Here is a 24,285-nt window from a genome sequence, read left to right as displayed (position 1 = left end):
GAAATATTTTTACAATTATTGCTTTTTAGCAAGCTCTGCTTCGAATAAGCGAATTTGCTCTTCTTTTAAACGAATCAATTCATCAACATCTTGTGATTGAGCTTCTAAATTAACTTTTTGTTCAATCAGTTGCTTTTCAATTTCTTTGAGTTTATCAATCTCTTCTTGTTGTAAACTCACATCTTCAGCAATCGGCTCAGATAAAATACTTTCTTCAACCAACACTTTCTCTTCAACCACAGGTGCTGTGTTATCAGGCATTGTTGGTGTTGGTTCACTTGTCGGTGCAGGTTCTGTTATCTCTGTTGCTTGGACTGGTGCAGGTTGTTGCTCAACAACAACAGGCTCTTCCTGAGATGAATTCATAAACCAATATCCGCCAGCACCCAATACTAAAATAGCAATAGCAACCGCTAAAATGGTTTGCTTATTTTTTGTATTGCTCGTTTTTTTAGAATCGGTTGATTCCGATTGTTCAGGTTTTGGCTCTAGTAAATCACTCATCTTTTGTTCCTTTACTTTACAGTCATCGGTTTAAATTGTACTACACCCACTGTATCGGTTTCAATAGTTGTGGTCGCTTCAATCTCTGTTGGTCGTTGCTCACTATATTGACAATCGATACATTCAATCCACTCATCATCAACACTAGTTAGCATAACAATACTATCTAGGGTTTGGCAACGTGGACATTTTGCCCCTGCAATAAAACGGCGTTTGAGCATAATAAGTCTCAGTAAAGATTGATTTGCTATTATAACCTATAATTTTACTAAAAATAAATCCCTCTTAAAATGAGCAATCATTTTAAGAGGGATTTTGAACGTTATCTATCAAAAATTTTAGCTATTTTTTGATACACAAATACCAATCACGCCTTGATGTCCATGCCAAAAAAACGGAATAATATACGCATTTTTCTCTTTAGGCAAATAAATTGGCGATGGAATGCCTTCAGTAATAATTGGTGGTGAAATAATAAATTGAGAACCAAATTCTGTACGAGCATTACCCGATACAGTATTGGCAATCTCACCAATTAAATCTTTTAATAAATCAATCGATTGTTCTTTTTCACCAAGTTGAATCAGCAAATTACGCAACATCGTACTTGAAGCACTCACATAAACTGTACCATCAAATTGCCCTGAAATGGTAATCATACCTGTAAAATCATTAGCAATTGGATGTTGATTACTGTTTAAATAAGGTGTTGAGATATCTTCTAATGGGTCATTAATCTGCTTAAAAAAAGACATCACTGATTCGATAAAAACATTCAATTTTTCTGCTTTCATCTTCAATTCCTCCGCTCTAATTTTCTAAACAGATGACAATTTCTCCCACTTGAGACTGCCAAATGATTGGAATGACAAACACACGCTCATCTTTCGGAAGCATAACGGTTTGAGCCTCTCCCTTAAATACGATTGGAATCGAAATATGAAACTCTGGTCCAAATTCTGTACGTGCATTACCTGCAACAGTATTGGCAATTTCACCCACTAAGTCAATCATATTACTTTCTTGCTTATCAGGCTCACCAAATTCATTGAGTACACCTAATAATAATGCTTTTGAAGCTGTTACATAAACAATACCACGTTTTACGCCAGAAATACCAATTACACCCGTATAATCATGTAATTTAGGTCGGGTATTTTCTAATAAATATGGGGTCTCAATTACCAACTCTTCTTGACCAAATTGTGCAAAATAATGACGTACAATTTCAACAAAAGCGTTTAATTTTTTTTCTTTCATCTTTTTTAATCCCGCATTAATTCATCTAAAGATTCAACTAATTCTTGATCAGAGAACGGCTTACATAAAAAACCACTCGCCCCTAAGGATAACGCTTCAATACCTGTTGCTTTATCCGATAATGCAGATACTACCAAAATACGCACATCTGGGTCAATAGCTACTATTTTTTCAATACACTCTAACCCGTCCATTTGTGGCATGGTTAAATCCATAGTTACCACTTTAGGGCGATGCAGTTTAAATTTATCCAGTGCTTCTACACCATTATTTGCCGTCGCAACTAATCTAAAACAATCTGAATTATAAGCACGTTGAATACGATTACGAATGATATTTGAATCATCTACAACCATAAGTTTATACATAAAAAATCACCTATTTTTATAATATAGTCGATTTATATCAGAACAATAACAGCAAATGTAGGGGTTTATTACATAAACCCTTTGTAAAATCAATTACTTGGACGAATATAATTCGCCCCTACTGTCCAGTTATAAATTGAATTTACTATAAAATGAATTTAGTTAAATAAAAAGATTATAAACTATTGAAATAGCTATAAAATAAATATTCTAAATTCACATTATAATAGATCACAAGTTCAATATTTCAACAACTCCGTCTATGATTTGAATCAGTTGCTACAGCATTATAACTTATTCAAATCACTGGATATTTATTTTGATGTCAAAGGTAAAGTAATCACAAACTGTGTTCCTTTATTGAACTTACTTTTCACATCAATTTGACCATTAAATTCACTTAAACGCTCTTTGATAATGTCTAAGCCCACACCACGCCCACCATCTTCATCAACTTTTTGCTTTGTTGAAAAACCAGATGTAAATACATGCTGTAATAATTGCCCTTCTGTCAATTCTTTTGCCTGCTCAGTGGTGTACAAACCTTTAGTTACTAATTGCAAACGAATGGTTGCATAATCAATGCCTTTACCATCATCTTGTACAGTTAAAACTAAATTTTGACCTTCTTTGATAACACTCAGATTAATCAAACCAGTCGCATTTTTACCATTTGCAGTACGTGTTTCAGCTGATTCAATTCCATGCACAATCGCATTACGCAATAATTGAATGCTCATTTCTTTTACTGTATTTGCCACATGATCAGGTACTTCAGTAAGTTGTACCTCTTTCACATTTATATGCACGTCTTTATTTTGACGTGTTGCAATTTCACGTGCAAAATTTTTGTAAAAATCTGCATAGGTTAAAGCAGTTGCTTGTGCAGGTTTACTCGTCAGACTCGTATTTGCCGAACCACTATTAATACGCTCACCCAACTTAGAAATTGTATTAGCTAAGGTTAATAACTCATCAAGATGTACTGCTAATGGTAAGAAATCATTACCTGCTAACTGTGCTTTATTTTGCAACATCTGCATCTTCTCTTCAGATTCAGACGCAATCTTCGTAAAGTTATGTAATTTCAGTGCTGAAGCTTCACCTTTTAAACTGTGCATTTCACGATAAATTAACTTCAATTTACCTTCTAGTTCAAACTGTGAACTACCCGGATTTTTCAATACATCATTGATTTTATTAATACGCACCAACGTATTGCTAATAAACTCGTTGATAATTTGTGGATGTACATTTAAAATCGTGGTGAGCATTTCAATTTGCAAATCATTTTGTTCGCGTTCTTTCTCTAAGCGTTGTTCAAGCAATACCGCCTCTGACACGTCATTTACGTTTACTAAGATACGTACGATGTCTTTATTTTCATAAACACGAGAGAATTTAAAATCAAGATAACGATTTTTTGATGCTCGCTCATCACGGAACATAATTTTGTGTAATGGATTGAGATCATTTACCAAATTCTCTTTTACACGTGGATTATAAAGCTGTTGTACAAATTGACGTGCTGTTTCTAAATCTTTATCCGAAATACGATTACGTAACACTGTTGTTAAATTTTCTCCCGCCAAGCGGTTCGTTCCCATGATACCTTCTAGTGCATTAGAATATTGATTACCAATAGTTAAATCTTTATCTAATAAGAACAAACCAGTATTTACAGTCGTCATAATATCCGTTGTTTCACGACGTGCAGCTTCAAGTAAGCGGTCATTATTTAATAATTGACGTAATGCACCAAAAATCATCGCTAAGAATAAAATAAATGCACCAAGTAAACCCGCTAACTGTACACGATATACTTTTGTAGTTTTATCTTGAATAAAATCAGCAATACCAAAGTGTAAGTCGGCAATTTCTTTTTGTAATATTTGACTATTGTTACGTGTATACTCAACTAGACTTTTACTTTTTTCTTTACTTAATGTACCAGTTTTACTATCCTTAAGAAAGCTAGCTAATAAAGCATCATATGGAGCCCAAATTTTCCCCATATTGTCTACATAACCACGTAAATGTTCAGATTGAATACCATCAATCACAACCTTACGACCATCAGCTAAAACTACTGTATCACCATCAACATCAAGAGAAGCAACAATTTCAGAAAAAACACGTTTTTGAGTTTCAAGATTTTTAATACTTTCCAATGCTTCTGGTGGTAAATCTGCTACTTTGACAACCGCCATTGCATTTTTATTCGCTCTAATTTGGTTAAGTCTTTCGTTTAAATGAATGTCTACGTTTAAAATATTTTCTGATAACTGACGTGAAATGATGTTTTGTTGAGCAACTAAGTCGAGTTCAGTTACCGCTCGCTTTGAACGGTCATTTAAATAAGCTGTACTAAGTGCTACTGTAATCATTAAAATCAAAAAAGCACCAGCAAGGAATAAAATACCACGATACTTTTTTTCTTTAAAAATCGTCAAGACAAGTGAGTTTGCCTTGTTCATATTGCTCATTATTTATTTTCCTTTTCAAGTTTGTCAATGATGAAAAAGATTTTAACATAACAATTCCAAATTTAATATAGGATTAAATAATTTTTATTTAAAATAAATACTTACATGAATTATGTCTATATTAAATAATAAAAACATCTACTTTATATATAAAATTTTTAATATATTAATGGCATTTTTTACCATTTTTACATATAAATTGTTAATCTTATCACAATTTTTAAATACATGAATTTGATATACATCACAAATTTTGAAAATAACTCACATTTCTCTATTAAATTAATTATTATTAAATACCATCTATAAAAAACTTGTCAAGTTGAATTTTAGACTAATTTACTTGGTTTTAATAAGAATAATCACTTTTATTTGTTTATATTGTATTTTTATCAACATCATCGCTTAAAAATATTCATCACACTGTAGTTAATGTACTATTCCTACCTGTTTAGCTCATAAAATTATTTCTTTCGTATTTCCTATTATTTATTATAATACTATACAGTTATTATGAATATTTTAGGAAAACTCAATGACTTTACAATTCGCTGTTATCGGTAACCCAATTCAACACTCTCTTTCCCCTGAACTACATCATACCTTTGCACAAAAAGCGAATATTGATTTGCATTATCGCAAAATTCTTGCTCCTGTTGATGGCTTTCAACAAACCATGATTGATTTTTTCGCACAAGGTGGAAAAGGTCTAAATGTAACTGTGCCGTTTAAAGAACAAGCCTATCAATTATGTGATGTTTTAAGCGAACGTGCTAAAATTGCTAAAGCAGTCAATACCTTATGGCAACAAGATGGCAAACTTTTTGGTGATAATACTGATGGTGAAGGTTTAGTACAAGCACTGAAAATTCTCAATATTCAGTTAGAGCAAGCCAATATTTTAATTTTAGGTGCAGGTGGTGCGACTCGTGGAGTAATTTATCCTTTAACACAAGCAGGAGTACGTAATATTTGTATCGCTAATCGCACCATAGAACGTGCCAAACAATTAGTTGATGATTTACAACCTTTTGTGCAAAATTGTACGCTTAATTTTTGTGGATTAAATCATTTACACGGCGATTTTGATGTAGTAATTAATGCCACATCAGCGAGTTTATCCAATGATAGCTTAATATTACCAACTCAACTTCATTTTCACTATGCCTATGAAATGGCGTATGGAAAACCATCACACTTCTTACAACAAGCCGAACAACGTGGGGCTATCACAGCTGATGGTTGGAGTATGTTGGTTGGTCAAGCAGTTGAAGCATTTAGAGTTTGGCATGGTGTACAACTTGATTTAGCTGACTTTCTCTAATTCATACAACGCACAACAAATAAACCGACTTATGAAATAAGTCGGTTTATCATTAACAGTAATGAACTATTTATTTAGTCAGTTTTGAGCAGTAAAATATTCCGCACTAAAACTCATCACAATTTCACGGTCAGATTGAATTTTAATGATACGAGTTTTTAACTCAGGCAAAATGCGTGCCACAAAATAACGTGCGAGTTGAATTTTATTGGCATAAAATTCGCCTTGTTTTGCTTGGCTCGCTTGGGCGATTTTGGCAAACATATAGCTAAAGCTCAATAATCCTACAGCGTGTAAATAATCTACCGCCACATGATTACTAAAATTCGCATCTTCTTTCGCCACTTCTAAAATATAGCGAGTAATCAATTCGACATCATCACAGGCTTGTGATGTTGCATTTTTGATGAAGTTTAAATCATCATTTAAGGTATTGATAAAACTGCGAATTTCAGCTAAATATTCATTGAGATAAGCACCGCCACATTTAATGGTTTTACGACCGATTAAATCTTGTGATTGTACGCCATTTGTCCCTTCATAAATTTGGGCAATACGCAAATCACGCACACATTGCTCCATACCCCATTCACGGATATAACCATGACCACCAAAACACATTTGCGCATCTAATGTCGCTTGGAATGCAGTATCAGTCAAAAACGCTTTAGCAATCGGTGTTAATAGTGCTACACGGTCATTGGCTTTTTTAATCGCATCAGCATCATCAGAATATTTAGTAATGTCTAATTGCTGACCCACATACACCGCAAATGCACGGCTCGCTTCATTATTGGCACGCACATTGAGCAACATACGGCGAACATCGCCATGTACTAAAATGCTATCTGCGGGTTGTTCTGGTGATTGAGTACCTGTTGCACTACGCCCTTGTAAGCGATCCGTTGCGTATTGTGCTGCATTTTGATAAGCAAATTCACTCGCCCCTAAACCTTGAATGCCCATTGATAAACGTTCATAGTTCATCATCACAAACATGGCTGCCAAGCCCTCGTTTTCCTTACCCACCAAATAGCCTGTTGCACCATCAAAATTCATCACACACGTTGCTGATGCTTTAATACCCATTTTATGTTCAATCGAACCTGCACTGACTGCATTACGTTCGCCCAATGAACCATCAGCATTGACTAAAAATTTTGGCACGATAAATAAAGAAATCCCACGAGAGCCAGCAGGTGCATTTGGGGTTTTTGCTAATACAAGATGGATAATATTTTCTGCTAAATCGTGTTCACCACCTGTGATAAAAATTTTCGTTCCAGTGATTTTATAGCTACCATCAGCTTGCGGTTCAGCTTTACTCTTAATAATCCCTAAATCTGTGCCTGCGTGTGGTTCAGTCAAACACATCGTCCCTGTCCATTCACCAGAATAGATTTTTGGTAAATAGGTTTGTTTTTGCTCATCTGATGCGTAACTATTCAACGCCATACCTGCACCCACCGACAACAATGGATACAACATAAACGATGGATTAGTCGCAAATAACATTTCATCAGTTAAAACGGTAAGCATTTTTGGCATGGCAGAACCACCCCAATCGACATCAGCCCCTAAACCAATCCAACCACCTTCAGCGTATTGGCGAAATGCGTCTTTAAACCCATCTGGAGTCGTTACTACACCATCTTGATGATGAGCACCTTGTTCATCGCCTGAACGATTGAGCGGTAATACCACATTTTGGCTAAATTTTGCCATTTCTTCCAAAATTGCTTGTGCGGTATCAATATCAACATGTCCAAGTTGTTGATTGTCTTGCCAAAATTGTGGTGCGTTAAAAACATCTTCTAAAACAAAACGCATATCAGCAAGTGGAGCGGTATAAATTGGCATAATAAAATTCCTTATAAAATATTCAGTTACATCTTATTTCAATACAATATTACAAATGATGAATGATTAAAAACACTCTAAACATTGTACGGGCGAAAAATATTTCGCCCCTACAAAATCCACCATTGTTCATTGTTGAGCATAACACAAATTATGGTTTATTAAAATAAAAACTCATCAACATCGATTTGCATTAAGCTATTTGCACCTGTATTGATGATGGCAACGTGAGCATGAATGCGTGGTAAAATCTTGGCAAAATAGAATTGAGCTGTTTTGATTTTTACCGTATAGAACGCATCTGTTGAACCTTCAGCGATACGTTGTTGAGCCACATCAGCCATTTTCGCCCAGAAGTATGCCAATGTAACGTAGCCAGAATAGTATAAATAATCAACAGCAACTGCACCCGCTTCATCAGGATTTGCCATCGCTTTTTGACCGATTTGTGTGGTAATATCAAGCCATTGCTTATTAAGCTGAGCTAATGGTTGGATAAATTCTACCATTTGAGTATTGTCTTTCTGGCTTTCACAGAATTTATGCACAATCTTGGTAAAATCACGCAACAACGCTCCTTGCGATTGCAACACTTTACGTCCTAATAAATCAAGGGCTTGAATTTCGGTTGTCCCTTCATATAAACACGCAATTCGTGTATCACGCACGATTTGTTCCATGCCATGTTCAGAAATAAAGCCATGTCCACCAAACACTTGTACGCCTTTATTGGCTGATTCATAACCAGTTTCCGTTAAAAATGCCTTAGCGATTGGCGTTAAGAATGACAATAAATTATCAGCATATTGACGTTGTTCTTCAGTTTCACCTTGCTCAACAATATCCACTTGTTGTGCCAAGAAGTAGAGTAATGCACGACCGCCTTCAGCAAATGATTTTTGTGTTAATAACATTTGACGTACCGCTGGGTGTACGATAATTGGGTCAGCTTCACGTTCTGGAGCTTTTGCTCCTGATAATGAACGCATGGCAATACGTTCTTTGGCATACGCCAACGCCCCTTGATAAGACAATTCAGATGCTGATAAACCTTGCACCGCCGTACCAATACGAGCCGAATTCATAAAGGTAAACATACAATTTAAGCCACGATTTTCAGGTCCAATCAAATAGCCTTTCGCACGGTCAAAATTCATTACGCAGGTCGCATTACCGTGAATACCCATTTTATGTTCAATCGAGCCACAACGCACGCTGTTACGTTCTGCCAAAGAGCCATCAGCATTGACATTAAATTTTGGTACGATAAATAAAGAAATGCCTTTCGTGCCTTTTGGTGCATTTGGCAAACGAGCTAACACGATATGGACAATATTTTCTGCCATATCATGCTCACCAGCAGAAATGAATATTTTTTCGCCCGTAATTGCATAACTACCATCATCATTTGGTTCAGCTTTGGTACGAATAATGCCTAAATCTGAACCTGCATGAGACTCGGTCAAACACATTGTTCCTGTCCATTCACCAGAAACTAGTTTTGGTAAATAGATGTTTTTTTGTTCTTCTGAACCGTGATGTTCAATGGTACGCACAGCACCATGTGACAACCCTGGATACATCGCCCATGACCAGTTAGCAGTCCCTGTCATTTCAGAAATCACCGTGCCTAAAGAATTTGGCATCGCTTGACCGCCAAAACGCTCTTCCGATGTTAATGATGGGAAACCTAATTCGATGTATTTTGTGTAGGCTTGCTTAAAACCTGTAGGCGTTGTTACTTCGCCATCATGCCATTGACAGCCTTCACGGTCGCCCACTTGGTTGAGTGGTGCTAATTCTTGCTCAGAAAAATCCGCAGCCGCTTGTAAATATTGATTAATTAAATCTTGACTCACCATGCCCTGAAATGCAGGCAGATTGTTATAATGTTGTTCCGTATTTAAAAGTTCATGAAGTACAAACTGCATATCACGCAAAGGAGCAGTATATTGTGGCATGATAAAATCCTCAAAATTAACTTGATGTTGATAATGGCTTATCGTGCTATATCTTGCCATGTGATACAAGTGCTGAAATGACAGTAAAATTAGGAAGTTTCGGTCAATATACCTGATTTGTTCTAAATTTTATTATTCTACTAAAATTTGTAATGGTATGAAACCAATGATTGTTATGTTATATCAATATAATTATAATATAAGATAACATAATGATTTGGTTGATATAATGTATTCTTTAAAAAATGATAAAGAAATATCGCATTTAAATCTCATTGATATTGCGATTTTAACCTGTATTTTTTTCGGTCATGCCATTTATGACTCAACGGTACAATATTTTTCTTTACACGCCCAGCAATTGGTTATGCCTGAACAATTGAGTTTTACCCCAGACCTCAATATTTGGGGAATTACGAGTGAAATTGCAGCGTTAGTTTTAGCGTTTATCTATTTGAAATTGCGTAAATTTGATTTTAACTCATTGAATTTTAAATTTTCTTTGACAACACCATTGAAAATTTTGTTGTATATTCTCATTGCTGGTACTGTTGCAACGTGCTATGAATATGTTCATGCGTGGTTATATCCTGCTCATTATCCTGATATGACAGCTACAACAGAATATTATACTGCTGAACAACATTTAAGCCAAATGTCATGGTCGTTAATGTTATTTGCCTTGCTCAATGGTTTTTTTGAAGAGTTATTTTTTCTTGGTTTAATTTTTGCTGTAAATAAAAAATATTTACCTTATGTCATTCTATTTAGTTTATTGATTCGTTTTGCATTTCATACTTATCAAGGCATTGCAGGAGCAATGACCATTACGACATTGGGCATAGTATTTGCATTATTGCGTTATAAATATGATGATTTACCCGCATTTATGTTAGCTCATTCTTTTTTTGATATATTTGGCTTGGGATTACCATTGTATTTACTTGATTTAGAATAAAATTAAAGGCGATTATTGAGATAATCGCCTTTTAACATTTTCAATCAAATAGAAAATAAATGCTTAAACTTCATCTTTACTTTCTAAAGATTCAATATGTACTTTATCAATTTTTTGACCGTCCATATTCATCACCGTAAAACGATAACCATGCATGACAAAACTTTCTTGTTCTGCGGGTAAGCGTCCAAAATGTGCCAAAATAAAACCTGATAAAGTTGAATATTGTTCATTTTCATCAACTAAATCTTGCCCTAATAGTAGCGACACATGGCGAATATCGGTCAATGCTTCTAAAATCCACGAACCATCACTTAAACTTTCTGCCACGACTTCAGGCTCATTCTCATCTTTAAATTCACCTGCAATGGCTTCAAGTACATCAATTGGAGTAAGAATACCTTCAATCGAACCATATTCATTCAGTACAATCGCCATCTGTAATGGTGTTTGACGGAGCTGTTCCATGACCATCAAAATATGTGCATTTTCATGTACCACCAACGGCTGACGTAAATGCTGTTCAATATTAAACTTACCTGTATTTACAAAGTCATTAAATACACTATGCGTTGCTACAATACCTTGTAAATTATCCAATTCACCACGTGCCACAATTAAACGTGTATGCGATGTTTTCATTAACCGTTGTTGAATACGTTCCGCATCTTCATCAAGATTAATCCATTCTAATTCTGGACGTGGCGTCATAATCGATTTAACAGGACGCTCAGATAAACCAAGTACACCTTGTACCATCACACTATGATATACGCCATGTTGTTCATCAAAAATTTCATCGGCATAAGCATCTGTTTTTAAAATATTTTCAGGTTCATTTTGTTGGCTATCCATCACTTTACCTGAATTTTTACCGCCCAACATACGCAAAACAGCCGATGCTGTACGATAACGTAAATCTGATGTAGTAACACGTTTTTCTTGTTTACGGCGAGTTAATTGATTTAACCCCTCCACCAAGACCGAGAAACCAATCGCAGCATATAAATAAGCTTTTGGAATATGGAAACCGAAACCTTCTGCCACCAACAATAAACCAATACCCCACAAAAAACCTAGACATAGAATTACGACTGTTGGGTGTTTATTGACATAATCCATCAAGGCTTTTGAGAACCACAGCATGACAACCATCGCTACCACCACTGCAGTAATCATAATAGATAGGTCTTTTACCATACCCACTGCGGTAATCACGCTATCGAGTGAGAATACCGCATCAAGTACGACAATTTGTGCAATAACTACCCAAAAAGCAGCGTGCACAGGGTGGTCATGTTTTATATGTTCTTTACCTGCAATACGCTCGTGTAATTCCATTGTTGCTTTAAACAACAAGAATAGACCACCAAAAAGTAAAATTAAATCTCGTCCTGAAAACGGATGTTCTAAAATATGAAATAATGGCTTTGTTAAAGTAACTACCCAAGCAATCGAAGCAAGTAATACTAAACGCATACCCAAAGCAAGGCTTAAACCAATGACACGAGCTTTATTACGTTGTTCAGGTGGGAGCTTTTCCGCTAAGATAGCAATAAATACAAGGTTATCAATACCAAGTACTATTTCTAAGACGATTAAGGTTAATAAACCAACCCATGCTGATGGGTCATACATCCATTCTATAAGCATAGCTGTACTCCATAAGGTTGATTTATTACAAATGGTTGAATAAAGTTTAAGTTACAATAACAACTGTCACTGTCCATATCAAAAAACACTTCTACATAAAAAATATTAGTATAACAAGCCTAACAAAAAAATCATCTTTTTTATGTATTATTTTGAATATTTTTATTTAAAATAGTGTTTTAAGTCCGTATATATGTCAAAATCTAAACCTATTTAAACCTAAACATTTGAGAAATACTTTATGTCTGAATTATCTAATATTAAAACTACTCGTCCACTCATTGCTGTTTATTGTGGTTCTCGTATGGGCAATCATGAAATTTATCAGCAAAAAAGTCATGAACTGATTAAGCATATATGCCAACAAGGTTTTGGCGTGGTTTATGGTGGGGCGAGTATTGGTTTAATGGGCGAAGTCTCTGATATTGCACTCGCTGAGGGTAGTGAAGTAGTCGGCGTTATTCCTGAATTTATGCTAGATTATGAAATTGCTCATGCTGATTTAACTGAATTACATATCGTAAAAACCATGCATCAACGTAAAGCGTTAATGGCGGAACGTGCCTGTGCTTTTATTGCTCTACCCGGCGGGTTAGGAACTTTTGAAGAAATTTTAGAAGTTGCGACATGGGCTCAACTAAATCAACATCAAAAAACCATGATAATTTATAATATCAATGGTTTTTACAATGCCTTAGTCCAGCAATTAGACCATGCGGTGCAAGAAGGTTTTTTACCACCACAACATCGTGCTAAATTATTAATTTGTGATGATTTACAGCAAATACAAAATGCTTTACAAGGCGTCCATTGTCCTGAACAGATTCAAATTTAATAGCACTTTCATCAAAACTAAAAGGGCGAAATCATATTCCGCCCTTCTATCAAACCAATGATTTATAATTTATTTTTTATAAATCTGATCAAAAACACCACCATTCACAAAATGGGTTTCTTGTGCCTTCGTCCAACCGCCAAACATTTCATCAATAGTAAATGTTTTTAACTCTGGGAATTGGCTACGATATTTAGCTAAAACTTGCTCGTTACGTGGACGGTAATAGTGTTTTGCCGCTAACTCTTGTCCATAAGGCGAATATAAAAAGTTAATATAACCCGTTGCTAACCATTTATTACCATTTTTTTCCACATTTTTTTCAACCACAGCCACTGATGGCTCAGTTAAAATAGAAATCGATGGATAAATGATTTCATATTCATTATTACCCAGCGTTTTTAACGTCATTAACGCTTCATTTTCCCAAGTCAATAATACATCGCCAATTTTACGTTCCGCAAATGTTGTCATTGACGCACGAGCCGCAGAATCCATCACTTTTACGTTGTGATACATTTTGCTGACAAATTCACGAGCGGTTGCATCATTACCATTGGGTTGTTTAAGTGCATAACCCCAAGCAGATAAATAAATCCAACGTGGTAAACCGCCTGTTTTAGGATTAGGCGTTACAATTTCCACACCATCACGGGTTAAGTCCACCCAATCTTTAATATTTTTTGGATTACCTTTACGCACCATAAAGACAATCGCTGATGTATAAGGAGCTGAATTATTTGGGAATTTCTTTTGCCAATCGGTTGGCAATTGTCCTGTTTTGGCAATCGCATCAATATCTTGTGCCAATGCTAAAGTTACAACATCAGCCTTTAAACCATCAACCACTGAACGAGCCTGTTTACCCGAACCACCATGTGATTGTTTAAAATTCACTGTTTGACCTGTACGATTTTTCCAATAAATACCAAATGATTTATTGACATCAACATAAAACTCACGTGTTGCATCGTACGCTACATTTAAAAACTCTTTATCAGCCGCCACCACAGGAGCAGATACGCCAATACCAGTTGCGAATAATGCACTGGCAATCAGTGCTTTTAATTTTATTTTCATCATCAGACCTAAAAATAATATGTCATAAATGGCAAGCATATTAATCGATTTAGTTATACGACAGAAATAGTATTTTTTTGTATCTTTATCACTTTTTTAGATATAGTTATTATACATGATGAATTTTATGGCAAATGATTGATATTGCAATATTTTATCATAATCTATACACTGCCCCTTTAATCTCAACATGATGGCTGTTAAAATAAGCTAATTTTTTATGATGGAATGGCTATTATGCTTGCAAAACGTATTATTCCTTGTTTAGATGTTGATAATGGACGTGTGGTTAAAGGTGTACAATTTTTAGACATTCGTGATGCAGGCGACCCTGTAGAAGTGGCACGCCGTTATAACGAACAAGGTGCCGATGAAATTACTTTTTTAGATATTACTGCAACACATCATGGACGAGATACCACTTATCGTACGGTCGAACGTATGGCAGAAACGGTTTTTGTACCTTTAACCGTAGGCGGTGGTGTACGTAAAATTGAAGATATTCGTTTATTGCTCAATGCTGGTGCGGATAAAGTGAGTATTAATTCAGCAGCGGTGTTTAATCCTGAATTTGTTCAGGAAGCGTCTTTACGTTTTGGGGCTCAATGTATCGTGGTCGCGATTGATGCCAAAAAAGTCGCTGATAATAAATGGGAAATTTTTACACACGGCGGACGTAAACCGACAGGGATTGATGCGATTGAATGGTCAATTAAAATGGCTGAATATGGTGCAGGCGAATTACTCATTACTAGTATGGATGCTGATGGTACAAAAGCAGGTTATGATATTGCCCTTATGCGTGCCATTAATGACCATGTTAATGTGCCGACCATTGCCTCTGGTGGTGTGGGGAATTTGCAACATTTGGCTGATGGTATTTTACAAGGCGGTGCGGACGCTGTTTTAGCGGCGAGTATTTTCCATTTTGGGCAACATACCATTCCTGAAGCGAAGCAGTATTTGGCGGAACAAGGTATTGAAATGCGATTGTAATTTGTTCTTGACAATTGGTAAGGTGCGTATTACGCACCTTGTTTAAATGTTAAGGAATAGGGTATTTTGAAACAGCCATTTCTAAAACTATGTTACTAAAATCCGGATTCTCAGGAGTGCTTACTTTCATTTCGTCAAAAGCATATACAATCACTACAAAATGCCTTTTCTTAAATAACTGTTGATGTTTTTTATCAATATAATAAATACTTTCATCTAAAATCCTATTTTCTTGGGAAAGAAAAGAGAACGAATTATCAGTATTTGAATTATCCATGCCAGCAACATAAGTCCTAATAATCTCTCCACAAAATGTGATACTAGGAATATTTCTATTGTCAATACTTTCCCACCATTCAGGTGTAGCATATAGTCCTTTATTACCTTTTAAACCTAACAGTGGCTTATCAGGATTCAAAGTTAATGCTCTAACATCGGATATGTATTCTTCTTGATTAACCATATCTTCTTTAAAGCTATAAGTTAATATCATTTCAAAAGGATAATCATCAAAATTAATATACATGACTTTTCTCACTATTCACCAAATTATCTAACCTTGCAAATAACAATATTTTTCCACTTGCTGTTGCACACGTTCACGGCGTTCTGACAAATCAAATACTTGATAAGGCACAAACACTTGTTCCAAACATTGTTTTAAACCATCAAAATCAAAACATGGGTCTAATTCATCTAAACCATAACTAAACCAATGTTTCGTATTTTTCGGCATATTGTGCAAACACACACGGTCAAGCAATTGTATCGATGTTTCTTGTTCTTGGCTGTACCATTTCAGCCAATCATAACACAAATCAAATAAATACAAATAATGCTCAAGCACACTACTAATAATACCCAAATCGGTTTGACTATCTTCAAATACCCATATCGCACTTTTTGCCTGATAACTTTCAGACATAATCAATTCAGGCACACAATATTGAATAATACGCTGTTGCGGGCGTGCCGTTTGCCCTGTTTGTAATTCTGCCGCCGAAATAAAAAATGGATACACTTCTGGAAATAAAGTAATCGCCACTTCATTCAACCACGCACTAAAAGCCGTTACCATCGCATCACTCAAGACTGATTCGCCTTGTTCATTCAGTAATTGTATTTTTAAGGCACGCCCATGTACATAATGACGGATATTATTTTGTTGCTCACTTGCTTGTAAAATCGGTGGCGTTTTCCAATGACTTGGACTACTAACAATATAGCCTGATTGTACCGAAAAATCGAGACTTAAGCATTCTATACTCACTTGTGTTAAACCATAGGTTTGTTGATGAGATAAACGCTTAATTACTTTCCATTGTGGCGATGGTTGATGAATACGAATTTGCTTTTGCACTCGATAGTCAATTAATGATTTATTATTACAATGAATAATTTTGATACTACGATTGACCATATCAATTTGTTCAACTTCAAACAATTTACCACAAAAACCTACTAATTTTCCTTTCCAATATTGTTGAAATACATGGTCTTTGAGTAAAGTCGTAAAATGATTATGCCCATCGCTCACTTGTACTGTTTGTAACCAATCAATCGATAAATTTAATTGTTCATTGTACAACTGCACATAAGACTGAGCCACATATTGCTTTTGCTCCGCAGACCATTGCATACGGCGTTCTAAACGTAATTGTTGGGCAATATATGGGCTAAAATATTCAGCCACTAATTGTTGAAAAGTACTAAAACAATCCATTAAATCTAAACGTTGTAATTGGCTATGTTCCAAATCATCGCTATATTGAATGCCTGTTAAAGCGTATTGAATGGTGCTTAACGCCAATTCGCCCATTAATTGTAAACGGTGCAATAACGTCAAAATGGTGTTATAACCCGAATTACGTCTAATTTTTGGAGCAAAAGCTTGTAATGGCACACTAGCAAAACAATAGGCATTTGCCAACACATAATCCAACAACATATTATTATGTGCAACTACATTAAATAATGATGCTTTTGGAAACATTGTGGCTAATTTACGCAATTTAACCCACGGATTACCATGCTGACTATAAACACTAACACAGCCTTGAAAATTACGGATATTTTGAAAAGTCTGCCATGATAATTCATTTTCTAGCTGATATAAAATTTGTCCTTCTAACTCTACTAGATTTTCAAGTCGATCCACTTCACCACTATTAGACGTAATAAAAGCTAAATTTTGTTGTTTATCAATCTGATGTTTACCTGCAAATTGTGCCAATGGAGCAATAATACCCACACTTTTACTATGATGATTCGGGTCAAATTGATTTAAATAATCACGGCTTTGTTCTGAAGACCAAATTGTCCACCAATGTTGTTCGATATGGTCTTTATCCAATAAAAATGTAGTTTCATTCCAAATATCCGTTTCATTTTGCCCAATAAAATTGGTTTCATACAAGGGAATACATTCTTTTAATGCAGACTCACACGAACGTCTCGGCTCAATTAATATCAACAAATGTGGAAATTTTTTGCAATTTAACTCTATTAATTTATCTTGTAATAAATAACTCGCCGTTTCCCATAAAGTTGGATCATAAAAAATATGTTCACCACCATCAATAATAATCAATTTAAGCTTAGATAACCATGCATCATAACGATTAGATTTAAACATCTCCATAAATTGATGAATATCACATTGATAGCCAAAACCTTGCAAAAAATTATCCATCACAAAAGCGTGTTGTAAAAACACATTATACTTGGTTTTATGCGGTTCATGATTCGCTTGTGATGACAACACCAATACATGATGTCCCTTACGCGTCATATTCACCACATGTTGCTGAATAAGATCCAATAGTTTTTCATTTGGAAAACTTTGGATAATTACTGCTTTTTTTTCATTTAATAATTTTTTAATACCGTCCATCATCGTTCTTTCCCTCCTGTACTACGATTGCCTGCCACCAACCATTTATCTTTCCAAAATTGATGATAACGTCGCCATAACGATTCAAAATTCGGTGAGTGTTGCGGTAATTGTACCTGTTGTGAAAATTGTCCTGCATTTGGACGATATAAATCGCCACTCAACCAATAATACCAATCCACTGCCAACACTATCAAAGCCACCTGTAGCCAAACTAACCATTGATGAGCTATTTGCTGATAAAACCAATACGCCACCTGTAAATTTAAAATACTTGCCAAAATAGCCACTAAAATCGCTAAATATTTTAAATCATGCACATAAGGTTTGAGTAACCATTGCTGTTGATGTTCAACATATATCAGTTGATAAAATAAATTAAGATAATGATTATTTTTTTGTTGTAATGCATCAGCCAGCACCAATAATGTTACTCGCCACAACATAAAACCATAACCATAAATCAGCATTAAAATATAAAAAAATTCAATCAGTTGCTGTGGGAATGGAAAAACGAACTGTACCGCTTGCATAACACGTTGTTGAGTTTCAAATGATAACATCGTCCAAAGTATATCAAAATATGTTAATCCATAATAAGTCAAAATCGCAAAAATAACACTATACAACACACCTCCGAGCAATACAAAACTATGTTGATAGCGATTAGCTTTCGTGGTTTTATATCGATACAACATCACACACAGCCAAATCAGCCATAAAAACATCAAGCCACGTGGGATATAACTAGCGACCATCATCGTCATCAATAATGATGTCGTTACCGCAAGCCAACCAAACATCATCAAAAGTAGATATTTAATATTCGCCATATCTCATCTTCCTATTTCACTTGCTCAAATGTCCGCTTTTCAGCAATTTAATGCTTTTAACACCCGCCATTTTTTCGGCTAATTGTTGTTTTAATTTAATTTGTTGTGAACTTACGCCAAGCTGATGGACAAATAATTTGGTTTCGCCATCATAAATATCTAAATGTTCCAAATGAGCAGGATTATGCCATGCTATTTGCTGTAAATTGTGCAATATCTGCAAAGGTTGTAATTCTTCTGCTGTTAGACGTGTATTATTGGTATGAGCATTTACCCCTGAAATTTGACAATAATGCACAAAATCGGATAATAAATAATCTAAAAATAATAACTGTTCACGATTTTGTACATAATCACGTTGCATTTTTTCAACAAGTGTTTGATTTTTACCTAACATATATAAGGTTAAATGTTTACGTTTATAATCTAAATGTTGTTGCATAGATTCCCGTAATTGCTGTTGTGTATCATGTAAATGCTGTTTTGCCTGTAATAATACCTTCATTGTGCGTTTTTTACGTGTATAAATTAACCCACCCATCATCAGCACTAAAGCCAATACAAATAACGCAACACTCCATTGCCAAGTGCTATGATGCATGGCGGTAAATTGTACCGTATTTAAACTCACACGGCTTTGGTCAGTTGAAAATAATAATATCACAAATACCAATACACTCAATAATATACCACCAAACCACACCACCCAACTCACAAATCGCTGTTGTATGGCAAATAAACTTTCTACCAAATTCTTTTCCACCCAACGATTTAATTTTTGTAAAACTTCAGGCAAACTCAATAATTTAGGCTGTGTCGATAAAGTGACTAAATGCTGTTGGATTTTTTGCTCCACCTGTGCAAAATCTAGTTGTTGTCCATCTTTTAAACCTATTGATTCTAAAAAACGCTTATAATCCATACTCGCTTGAATTTGCTGTAAAGCTTTCATACTGCTTTCATAATCACTTTCTAATTGCTGTTGAAATACAATATATTGATGACGAGTTTGCTCATTTTGCTGTTTAAACCACTGCTGTAAAATTGCATCATCTTGTACAGGCTGATATAAATAACCAAATTGTAAATCTTGATGCTCAAATTGTGGTAATGCCGTAGCTAATTGATGTTCTATATCCTGCCAAGTATAAAATTGGTAATGCTGACTTTGTTCCGCTAAGTAGCGTTGTTTATGTTGCTGTAATAATTGCAATAAATGTTGATAATAACCGAACATTTCCCCAATAGCAGACAATAAAGTCGGTGCAGATGCAATGATTTGTAAAACTTGATATTGTTTGCGGATATTATGTACCAAAATCAAATGTTGATACAGAAAAAAACTAATCGCCATCGGTAATAAAAATTTCTTTTCTAATTCAATGGCTTGCTTTTTATGTTCTACATCTTGGATTTCGGTTAAAAGTACCACCGATTCACAAGACTGTCTATCCTGTTGAGTATACGACAAAACTGTTTGATAAATATCACTATGCAAACTTTGGTCGGCACGCTGATTTAATGCTTGCGATACCCACAACAAACGCTTAATCAACAAATAGCCTTGTTGTAATTGTTGTTTTAATACCGCAGGCATGGTTGCAAATACTTGTTGCCATGTATCAGTCTTTAGCATTGATGAATCATCACGCTCTTGTACATGATGTTGAGCATCAAGTATCCATAATTCTACAGGTTCACTATGTTTTGCCCGTCCTGCATAATGTACCAATTCACAACACGTCGCCCAACCACCGTGTACCAACTGTTCAAATGAAAATAAACTAAAACGTTCATTCAACTCGGTACGCAAAATAGGGCAAGTAGGGTTGATTACCCCCTGCCCATCAATCAGGATAATGGTTTTCAATCTCTACCTACGCCTGAAAATTATCTAACACAGTTTTGACATATTGCACATAAGCATGACTAGTTTTGCTTTCTAAATCAGTCAATTGCTGTGCTAATTGCTGACGAATTTCGGCAAATTTAGTCTGACTGATATTTGCAGTATAACGCTCAGTCAAACTTTGTTGCATCATGGTTAATAGTGCTATTAATAATTTTTGCTGTCTAAATTGCCCCAATTGTGGCTGACGACTTTGATGAGCAACTGAATGAATTTGTTCAATTAAATCCATTACATAAACAAAATATGGTGCTTGTTCAGGTTCAGTGTGTTGTGTTTCCACACGTTGTTGCTCTTGTTGTAGCATCGCTTGCACTAAGTGATAATTTACCGCAAATACATCAACCAAATTATATAAAGTTGCATCACAGGCTTGACGATTAATTGCAGGAATTGGACTTGCCATATTATGTCCAATATTTTGATGCCATAATTGTTTTAAATCATATTCCAATGGGAAAATCATCGCACGTAAATCTGGGTGCAACGCATAACTTTGATTGAGCAATGTCGCAAAATAAATCTGGTCTAGGGCTTTTGCTTGCTGGTTTTCACTCATTTCAGGTAAGAAAGCAGGTGAATCCCAATGATAATCTAAATGTGGCGATGTCGATTGACGTGGGATAGCACGAGACTGAGCAATCCGCTTTTCATACGCCATACGATAAATACCATCATCATCAGCAAATGTTCTTAAATCACTTGCCAATAGACCATATTTCAACACTAATTTAGAAATACGATACTTAGAAAAACCATCATGCACAAATGGACTACCAATCACATCTTGCATATCTGCTTGTGACCAAACTTGTTGAGCCACAGGGTGCAAACAAATAAATTTAAAATCTTGACCTTTATCGCTATGCTGTAAATTCACTAACGGTACAGCCAATACATCAAGCTGATTCATATATTGTTGTAAACGGTCTCGTGCTTGCATATCAACTGTGAGTAAACCGCTTTGTTTTTCCAGTTCAAATTCTTTACGAATCGCACTCGATACGTCCATATTAAAACTTGGTGATTTAGCTAACTCTTCCTGACACCATGCCAAAACGTATTCTTTAAATAAGGTTTCCACCCAATCCATATTTTGTAATGGTGGTTGTTGGTCGATATATTGCTTGGCTTTTTCACGGTAAATCGATGTATAAATATTACGTGAAATATCGCTCGGAAATTCTTGCCCTGTTAAGAGAACTTTTTCCGTTTCCCAAATTTTTTCTTTTATGTGCTTGCTAGCACATACATAAATCACAGTTGGATTTGGATTATGCTCTTTTTCATGTTTAACGGCTAATAAAGCAATTTTTCGCTGATTTTTACTCACAATTTGCTCTAAACGGTGGAACCATAAACGCCAAGTTTGAGCAAAATCTTCTAAAAAGCCCAATAAATTTGCATACACATCAGCCTGAACAATCGCTTTAGCATAGTGTTCAATATTACGCTTTTGTACACCTGAACGGTCAGCATATTCTTCAGCAAAACGTTTTAAATCACCTTTTAAACGATTCCAAAATTTTGCTTTTTGACGAGCAATATCCATTGCCGTCTCTTCTACTTCAGTGCGTGGGTCATTATAACTATGAGCATAATTTGCAATCGCACGTTCTAAACTAGCTTTGCGTGCTTCAACTTGTGCTAAGGCTTGCGTTAAAGTTTGAATACTTTCGCCTAAAAAATAACGTACCGCTAATGGGTGCATCGGATTATTTTTACTTAGAATCCATGTATTTAGTTGAATATCTTGTTGCGGATTAACATCAACTTTACGCTGATAAGGCGACCACATCATTTCTTTTGCCATCGCTAAACCAGCGTTTTGTACACGCTTTTCCAACTCAATCAAATAACGCTCTAAACCATATTCATAACGTTTAACTTGGTCTTCCACATTATCAGGGTCGAGCAAGGCATCTTGGCTTAAAATTGGAATAATACTATCAGTTGATTTCTCTTGTATTGCTTGTTGTAACACATCATCAATATGCTTATTAATAGTACGCAACCATAATAAATGTTTAATTTCCGTACGCTCACCATGCTCATTGAGCAAATGTACATCATTATAAATATTACGATAAAACGGTGCAGGCTTACTGATTTCTGCTTTTTGACGCACTAACTCACAAAAACGCTGATGTTCATTTGGAATATCCATAAATACACCATCTTTGCGAGCTTGTTCTGCACGATGAATTTCATCAGTGATTTGCTCATCAATTTCAAGCCATTCGCTTGAAATGCCATCAGTCGCCCAACGTAATGCACCATATTGTAACATATCATCAACAGGATATTCTAAACTTGCTACGCCAGACCCCGCATAATTCGAACGATTACCATGTGCCACATGATGATTGACTAAATTATCCGTTTGTGATGCGATACCACCACGTCCCACTAATGGCGAAAATAAATGCAGGCGAATAGTATCAATCATATTGGCAATATAATTATTTTTATGTCCAATATTACGCCCTTGTAAATTGCTATAATCAAATAATGTAACCACATCAAATGGCGGTGTACCTTTTTCAATAGCAATAGCTTGTGTTTGATTTGGTTTATATTCCAAAGTCATCTCATAAAATGGTTGCGTATTGGCTTGGCTCACGCCTGCACGTTTCGCAAATACAGCATCCACTTCTTTTAATGATGCGTAACCATTAGCACGCACATTATCAATCAGTTGTTCACTGTTATAATCACCATTTTGAATAAAAATATCAGGCATGGCAATAAAACTACGAATAGTTACATTGGTAATATTACGTTGTGCAAAATATTCACGGATATATAACGCTAATTGTAAAAATGAACCTGAACCCGTACCACCTGCAATCGAGTTTACCATTACTACACGGCATGATTCTTGTAATTGCTGTCCAGCATTGCGTAATAAATTTTCCAATTTGCGATTTAAGGCTTGGATACGCTGACTATTAATAGTATCTAACATTGCCAAACGTGAAATACTGCGAACTTGTGCCGCACCTTCGGTCATTTGTTTATAACCTAAACTCCCTGTCAATAAATCAACTGGAAACCATTGCTCTACTGCACCTTGAGCATCTAAACGCTCCACGCACGACATCACAATACCGCTTGGACTGGTTTGTACCACCGATTGACTATTTTTGAGTTTATCGTACATTTTTTCTTTTAATTCATTAACATCGGTATCCATTACCATTACTTCAACATGACGTTGTTGTTCATCTGATAAATCCTTATAAATAGTATTGGCAATATAACAACCCAAACCACCCAAACCCACAATCAATGTTGGTGCAGTATTGATAAAATCATTTGCATGAATATTTGACATAATGTTCATTCCTAATCATTTAATTTAA

General features: G+C 35.4%; 19 protein-coding genes. 4 read left to right on the top strand and 15 right to left on the bottom strand.

The window, feature by feature from the left end; genetic code table 11:
- Window positions 1-15: 15 nt before the first annotated feature.
- From LU301_RS00700 to LU301_RS00675, 6 genes are all read right to left on the bottom strand, one after another.
- Entirely contained in the window at window positions 16-504 is a 489-nt protein-coding gene (locus LU301_RS00700; RefSeq protein WP_305271576.1) for a flagellar basal body-associated FliL family protein, read from the bottom strand.
- An 11-nt stretch (window positions 505-515) separates the two neighbouring features.
- Window positions 516-725, bottom strand: a complete 210-nt coding sequence (locus LU301_RS00695) for a YheV family putative zinc ribbon protein (protein WP_370692210.1) — start codon at window positions 723-725, stop codon at window positions 516-518.
- A 117-nt stretch (window positions 726-842) separates the two neighbouring features.
- Window positions 843-1,298 (bottom strand): chemotaxis protein CheX, encoded by a 456-nt coding sequence (locus LU301_RS00690; protein ID WP_305271574.1) that lies wholly within the window; start codon window positions 1,296-1,298, stop codon window positions 843-845.
- Between the two features lie 16 nt (window positions 1,299-1,314).
- On the bottom strand, window positions 1,315-1,764 hold the full coding sequence (locus LU301_RS00685; RefSeq protein WP_305271572.1) for a chemotaxis protein CheX: 450 nt from the start codon (window positions 1,762-1,764) through the stop codon (window positions 1,315-1,317).
- A gap of 5 nt (window positions 1,765-1,769) precedes the next feature.
- A complete protein-coding gene (locus tag LU301_RS00680; protein ID WP_305271569.1) occupies window positions 1,770-2,132 on the bottom strand; it encodes a response regulator in 363 nt (120 codons plus the stop codon).
- Between the two features lie 314 nt (window positions 2,133-2,446).
- Complete coding sequence (locus LU301_RS00675; RefSeq protein WP_305271567.1) at window positions 2,447-4,618, bottom strand: ATP-binding protein; 2,172 nt, start codon at window positions 4,616-4,618, stop codon at window positions 2,447-2,449.
- Between the two features lie 535 nt (window positions 4,619-5,153).
- Here LU301_RS00675 and aroE point away from each other — a divergent pair.
- Window positions 5,154-5,942 (top strand): shikimate dehydrogenase, encoded by a 789-nt coding sequence (aroE, locus tag LU301_RS00670; RefSeq protein WP_305271565.1) that lies wholly within the window; start codon window positions 5,154-5,156, stop codon window positions 5,940-5,942.
- Window positions 5,943-6,020: 78 nt separating this feature from the next.
- On the opposite strand, the gene LU301_RS00665 is transcribed toward aroE, so the two are convergent.
- Window positions 6,021-7,802: an acyl-CoA dehydrogenase C-terminal domain-containing protein gene (locus tag LU301_RS00665; RefSeq protein WP_305271563.1), complete on the bottom strand. Its 1,782-nt coding sequence runs from the start codon at window positions 7,800-7,802 to the stop codon at window positions 6,021-6,023.
- Between the two features lie 161 nt (window positions 7,803-7,963).
- Window positions 7,964-9,763 carry an acyl-CoA dehydrogenase C-terminal domain-containing protein gene (locus LU301_RS00660; protein WP_305271561.1) on the bottom strand — a complete coding sequence of 600 codons (1,800 nt, stop codon included), beginning with the start codon at window positions 9,761-9,763 and terminating at the stop codon, window positions 7,964-7,966.
- Between the two features lie 229 nt (window positions 9,764-9,992).
- On the opposite strand from LU301_RS00660, the gene LU301_RS00655 reads away from it, so the two are divergent.
- Complete coding sequence (locus tag LU301_RS00655) at window positions 9,993-10,721, top strand: CPBP family intramembrane glutamic endopeptidase (protein WP_305271559.1); 729 nt, start codon at window positions 9,993-9,995, stop codon at window positions 10,719-10,721.
- A gap of 63 nt (window positions 10,722-10,784) precedes the next feature.
- On the opposite strand, the gene LU301_RS00650 is transcribed toward LU301_RS00655, so the two are convergent.
- Window positions 10,785-12,374, bottom strand: coding sequence for a TerC family protein (locus tag LU301_RS00650; protein WP_305271557.1), 1,590 nt, complete (start codon window positions 12,372-12,374; stop codon window positions 10,785-10,787).
- A 241-nt stretch (window positions 12,375-12,615) separates the two neighbouring features.
- On the opposite strand from LU301_RS00650, the gene LU301_RS00645 reads away from it, so the two are divergent.
- Window positions 12,616-13,209: an LOG family protein gene (locus LU301_RS00645; RefSeq protein ID WP_305271554.1), complete on the top strand. Its 594-nt coding sequence runs from the start codon at window positions 12,616-12,618 to the stop codon at window positions 13,207-13,209.
- A 69-nt stretch (window positions 13,210-13,278) separates the two neighbouring features.
- On the opposite strand, the gene LU301_RS00640 is transcribed toward LU301_RS00645, so the two are convergent.
- Window positions 13,279-14,289 (bottom strand): sulfate ABC transporter substrate-binding protein, encoded by a 1,011-nt coding sequence (locus LU301_RS00640; RefSeq protein WP_305271551.1) that lies wholly within the window; start codon window positions 14,287-14,289, stop codon window positions 13,279-13,281.
- A gap of 237 nt (window positions 14,290-14,526) precedes the next feature.
- Between LU301_RS00640 and hisF the strand changes: the two genes are divergently transcribed.
- A complete protein-coding gene (gene hisF / locus LU301_RS00635; protein WP_370692209.1) occupies window positions 14,527-15,285 on the top strand; it encodes an imidazole glycerol phosphate synthase subunit HisF in 759 nt (252 codons plus the stop codon).
- A gap of 49 nt (window positions 15,286-15,334) precedes the next feature.
- Here hisF and LU301_RS00630 read toward each other — a convergent pair whose 3' ends face one another.
- The 5 genes from LU301_RS00630 to LU301_RS00610 are packed head-to-tail and all read right to left on the bottom strand — an operon-like array spanning window position 15,335 to window position 24,257.
- On the bottom strand, window positions 15,335-15,811 hold the full coding sequence (locus tag LU301_RS00630; RefSeq protein WP_305271548.1) for a hypothetical protein: 477 nt from the start codon (window positions 15,809-15,811) through the stop codon (window positions 15,335-15,337).
- Window positions 15,812-15,838: 27 nt separating this feature from the next.
- Window positions 15,839-18,181 (bottom strand): hypothetical protein, encoded by a 2,343-nt coding sequence (locus LU301_RS00625; RefSeq protein ID WP_305271546.1) that lies wholly within the window; start codon window positions 18,179-18,181, stop codon window positions 15,839-15,841.
- Window positions 18,178-19,011, bottom strand: coding sequence for a hypothetical protein (locus LU301_RS00620; protein WP_305271543.1), 834 nt, complete (start codon window positions 19,009-19,011; stop codon window positions 18,178-18,180). The genes LU301_RS00625 and LU301_RS00620 overlap by 4 nt, the downstream gene beginning before the upstream one ends.
- A gap of 16 nt (window positions 19,012-19,027) precedes the next feature.
- Window positions 19,028-20,881 (bottom strand): hypothetical protein, encoded by a 1,854-nt coding sequence (locus LU301_RS00615; RefSeq protein WP_305271542.1) that lies wholly within the window; start codon window positions 20,879-20,881, stop codon window positions 19,028-19,030.
- A 7-nt stretch (window positions 20,882-20,888) separates the two neighbouring features.
- The gene (locus LU301_RS00610) at window positions 20,889-24,257 is read right to left on the bottom strand and encodes a tubulin-like doman-containing protein (RefSeq protein ID WP_305271540.1); all 3,369 of its coding nucleotides are present in this window, start codon (window positions 24,255-24,257) and stop codon (window positions 20,889-20,891) included.
- Between the last annotated feature and the right edge of the window lie 28 nt (window positions 24,258-24,285).

The sequence above is a fragment of the Moraxella sp. ZY210820 genome (assembly GCF_030674635.1).
Lineage (GTDB): Bacteria > Pseudomonadota > Gammaproteobacteria > Pseudomonadales > Moraxellaceae > Acinetobacter.
The sequence above is the reverse complement of the archived record's forward strand: the minus strand, read 5'-3'. Positions and strand labels throughout refer to the sequence as shown.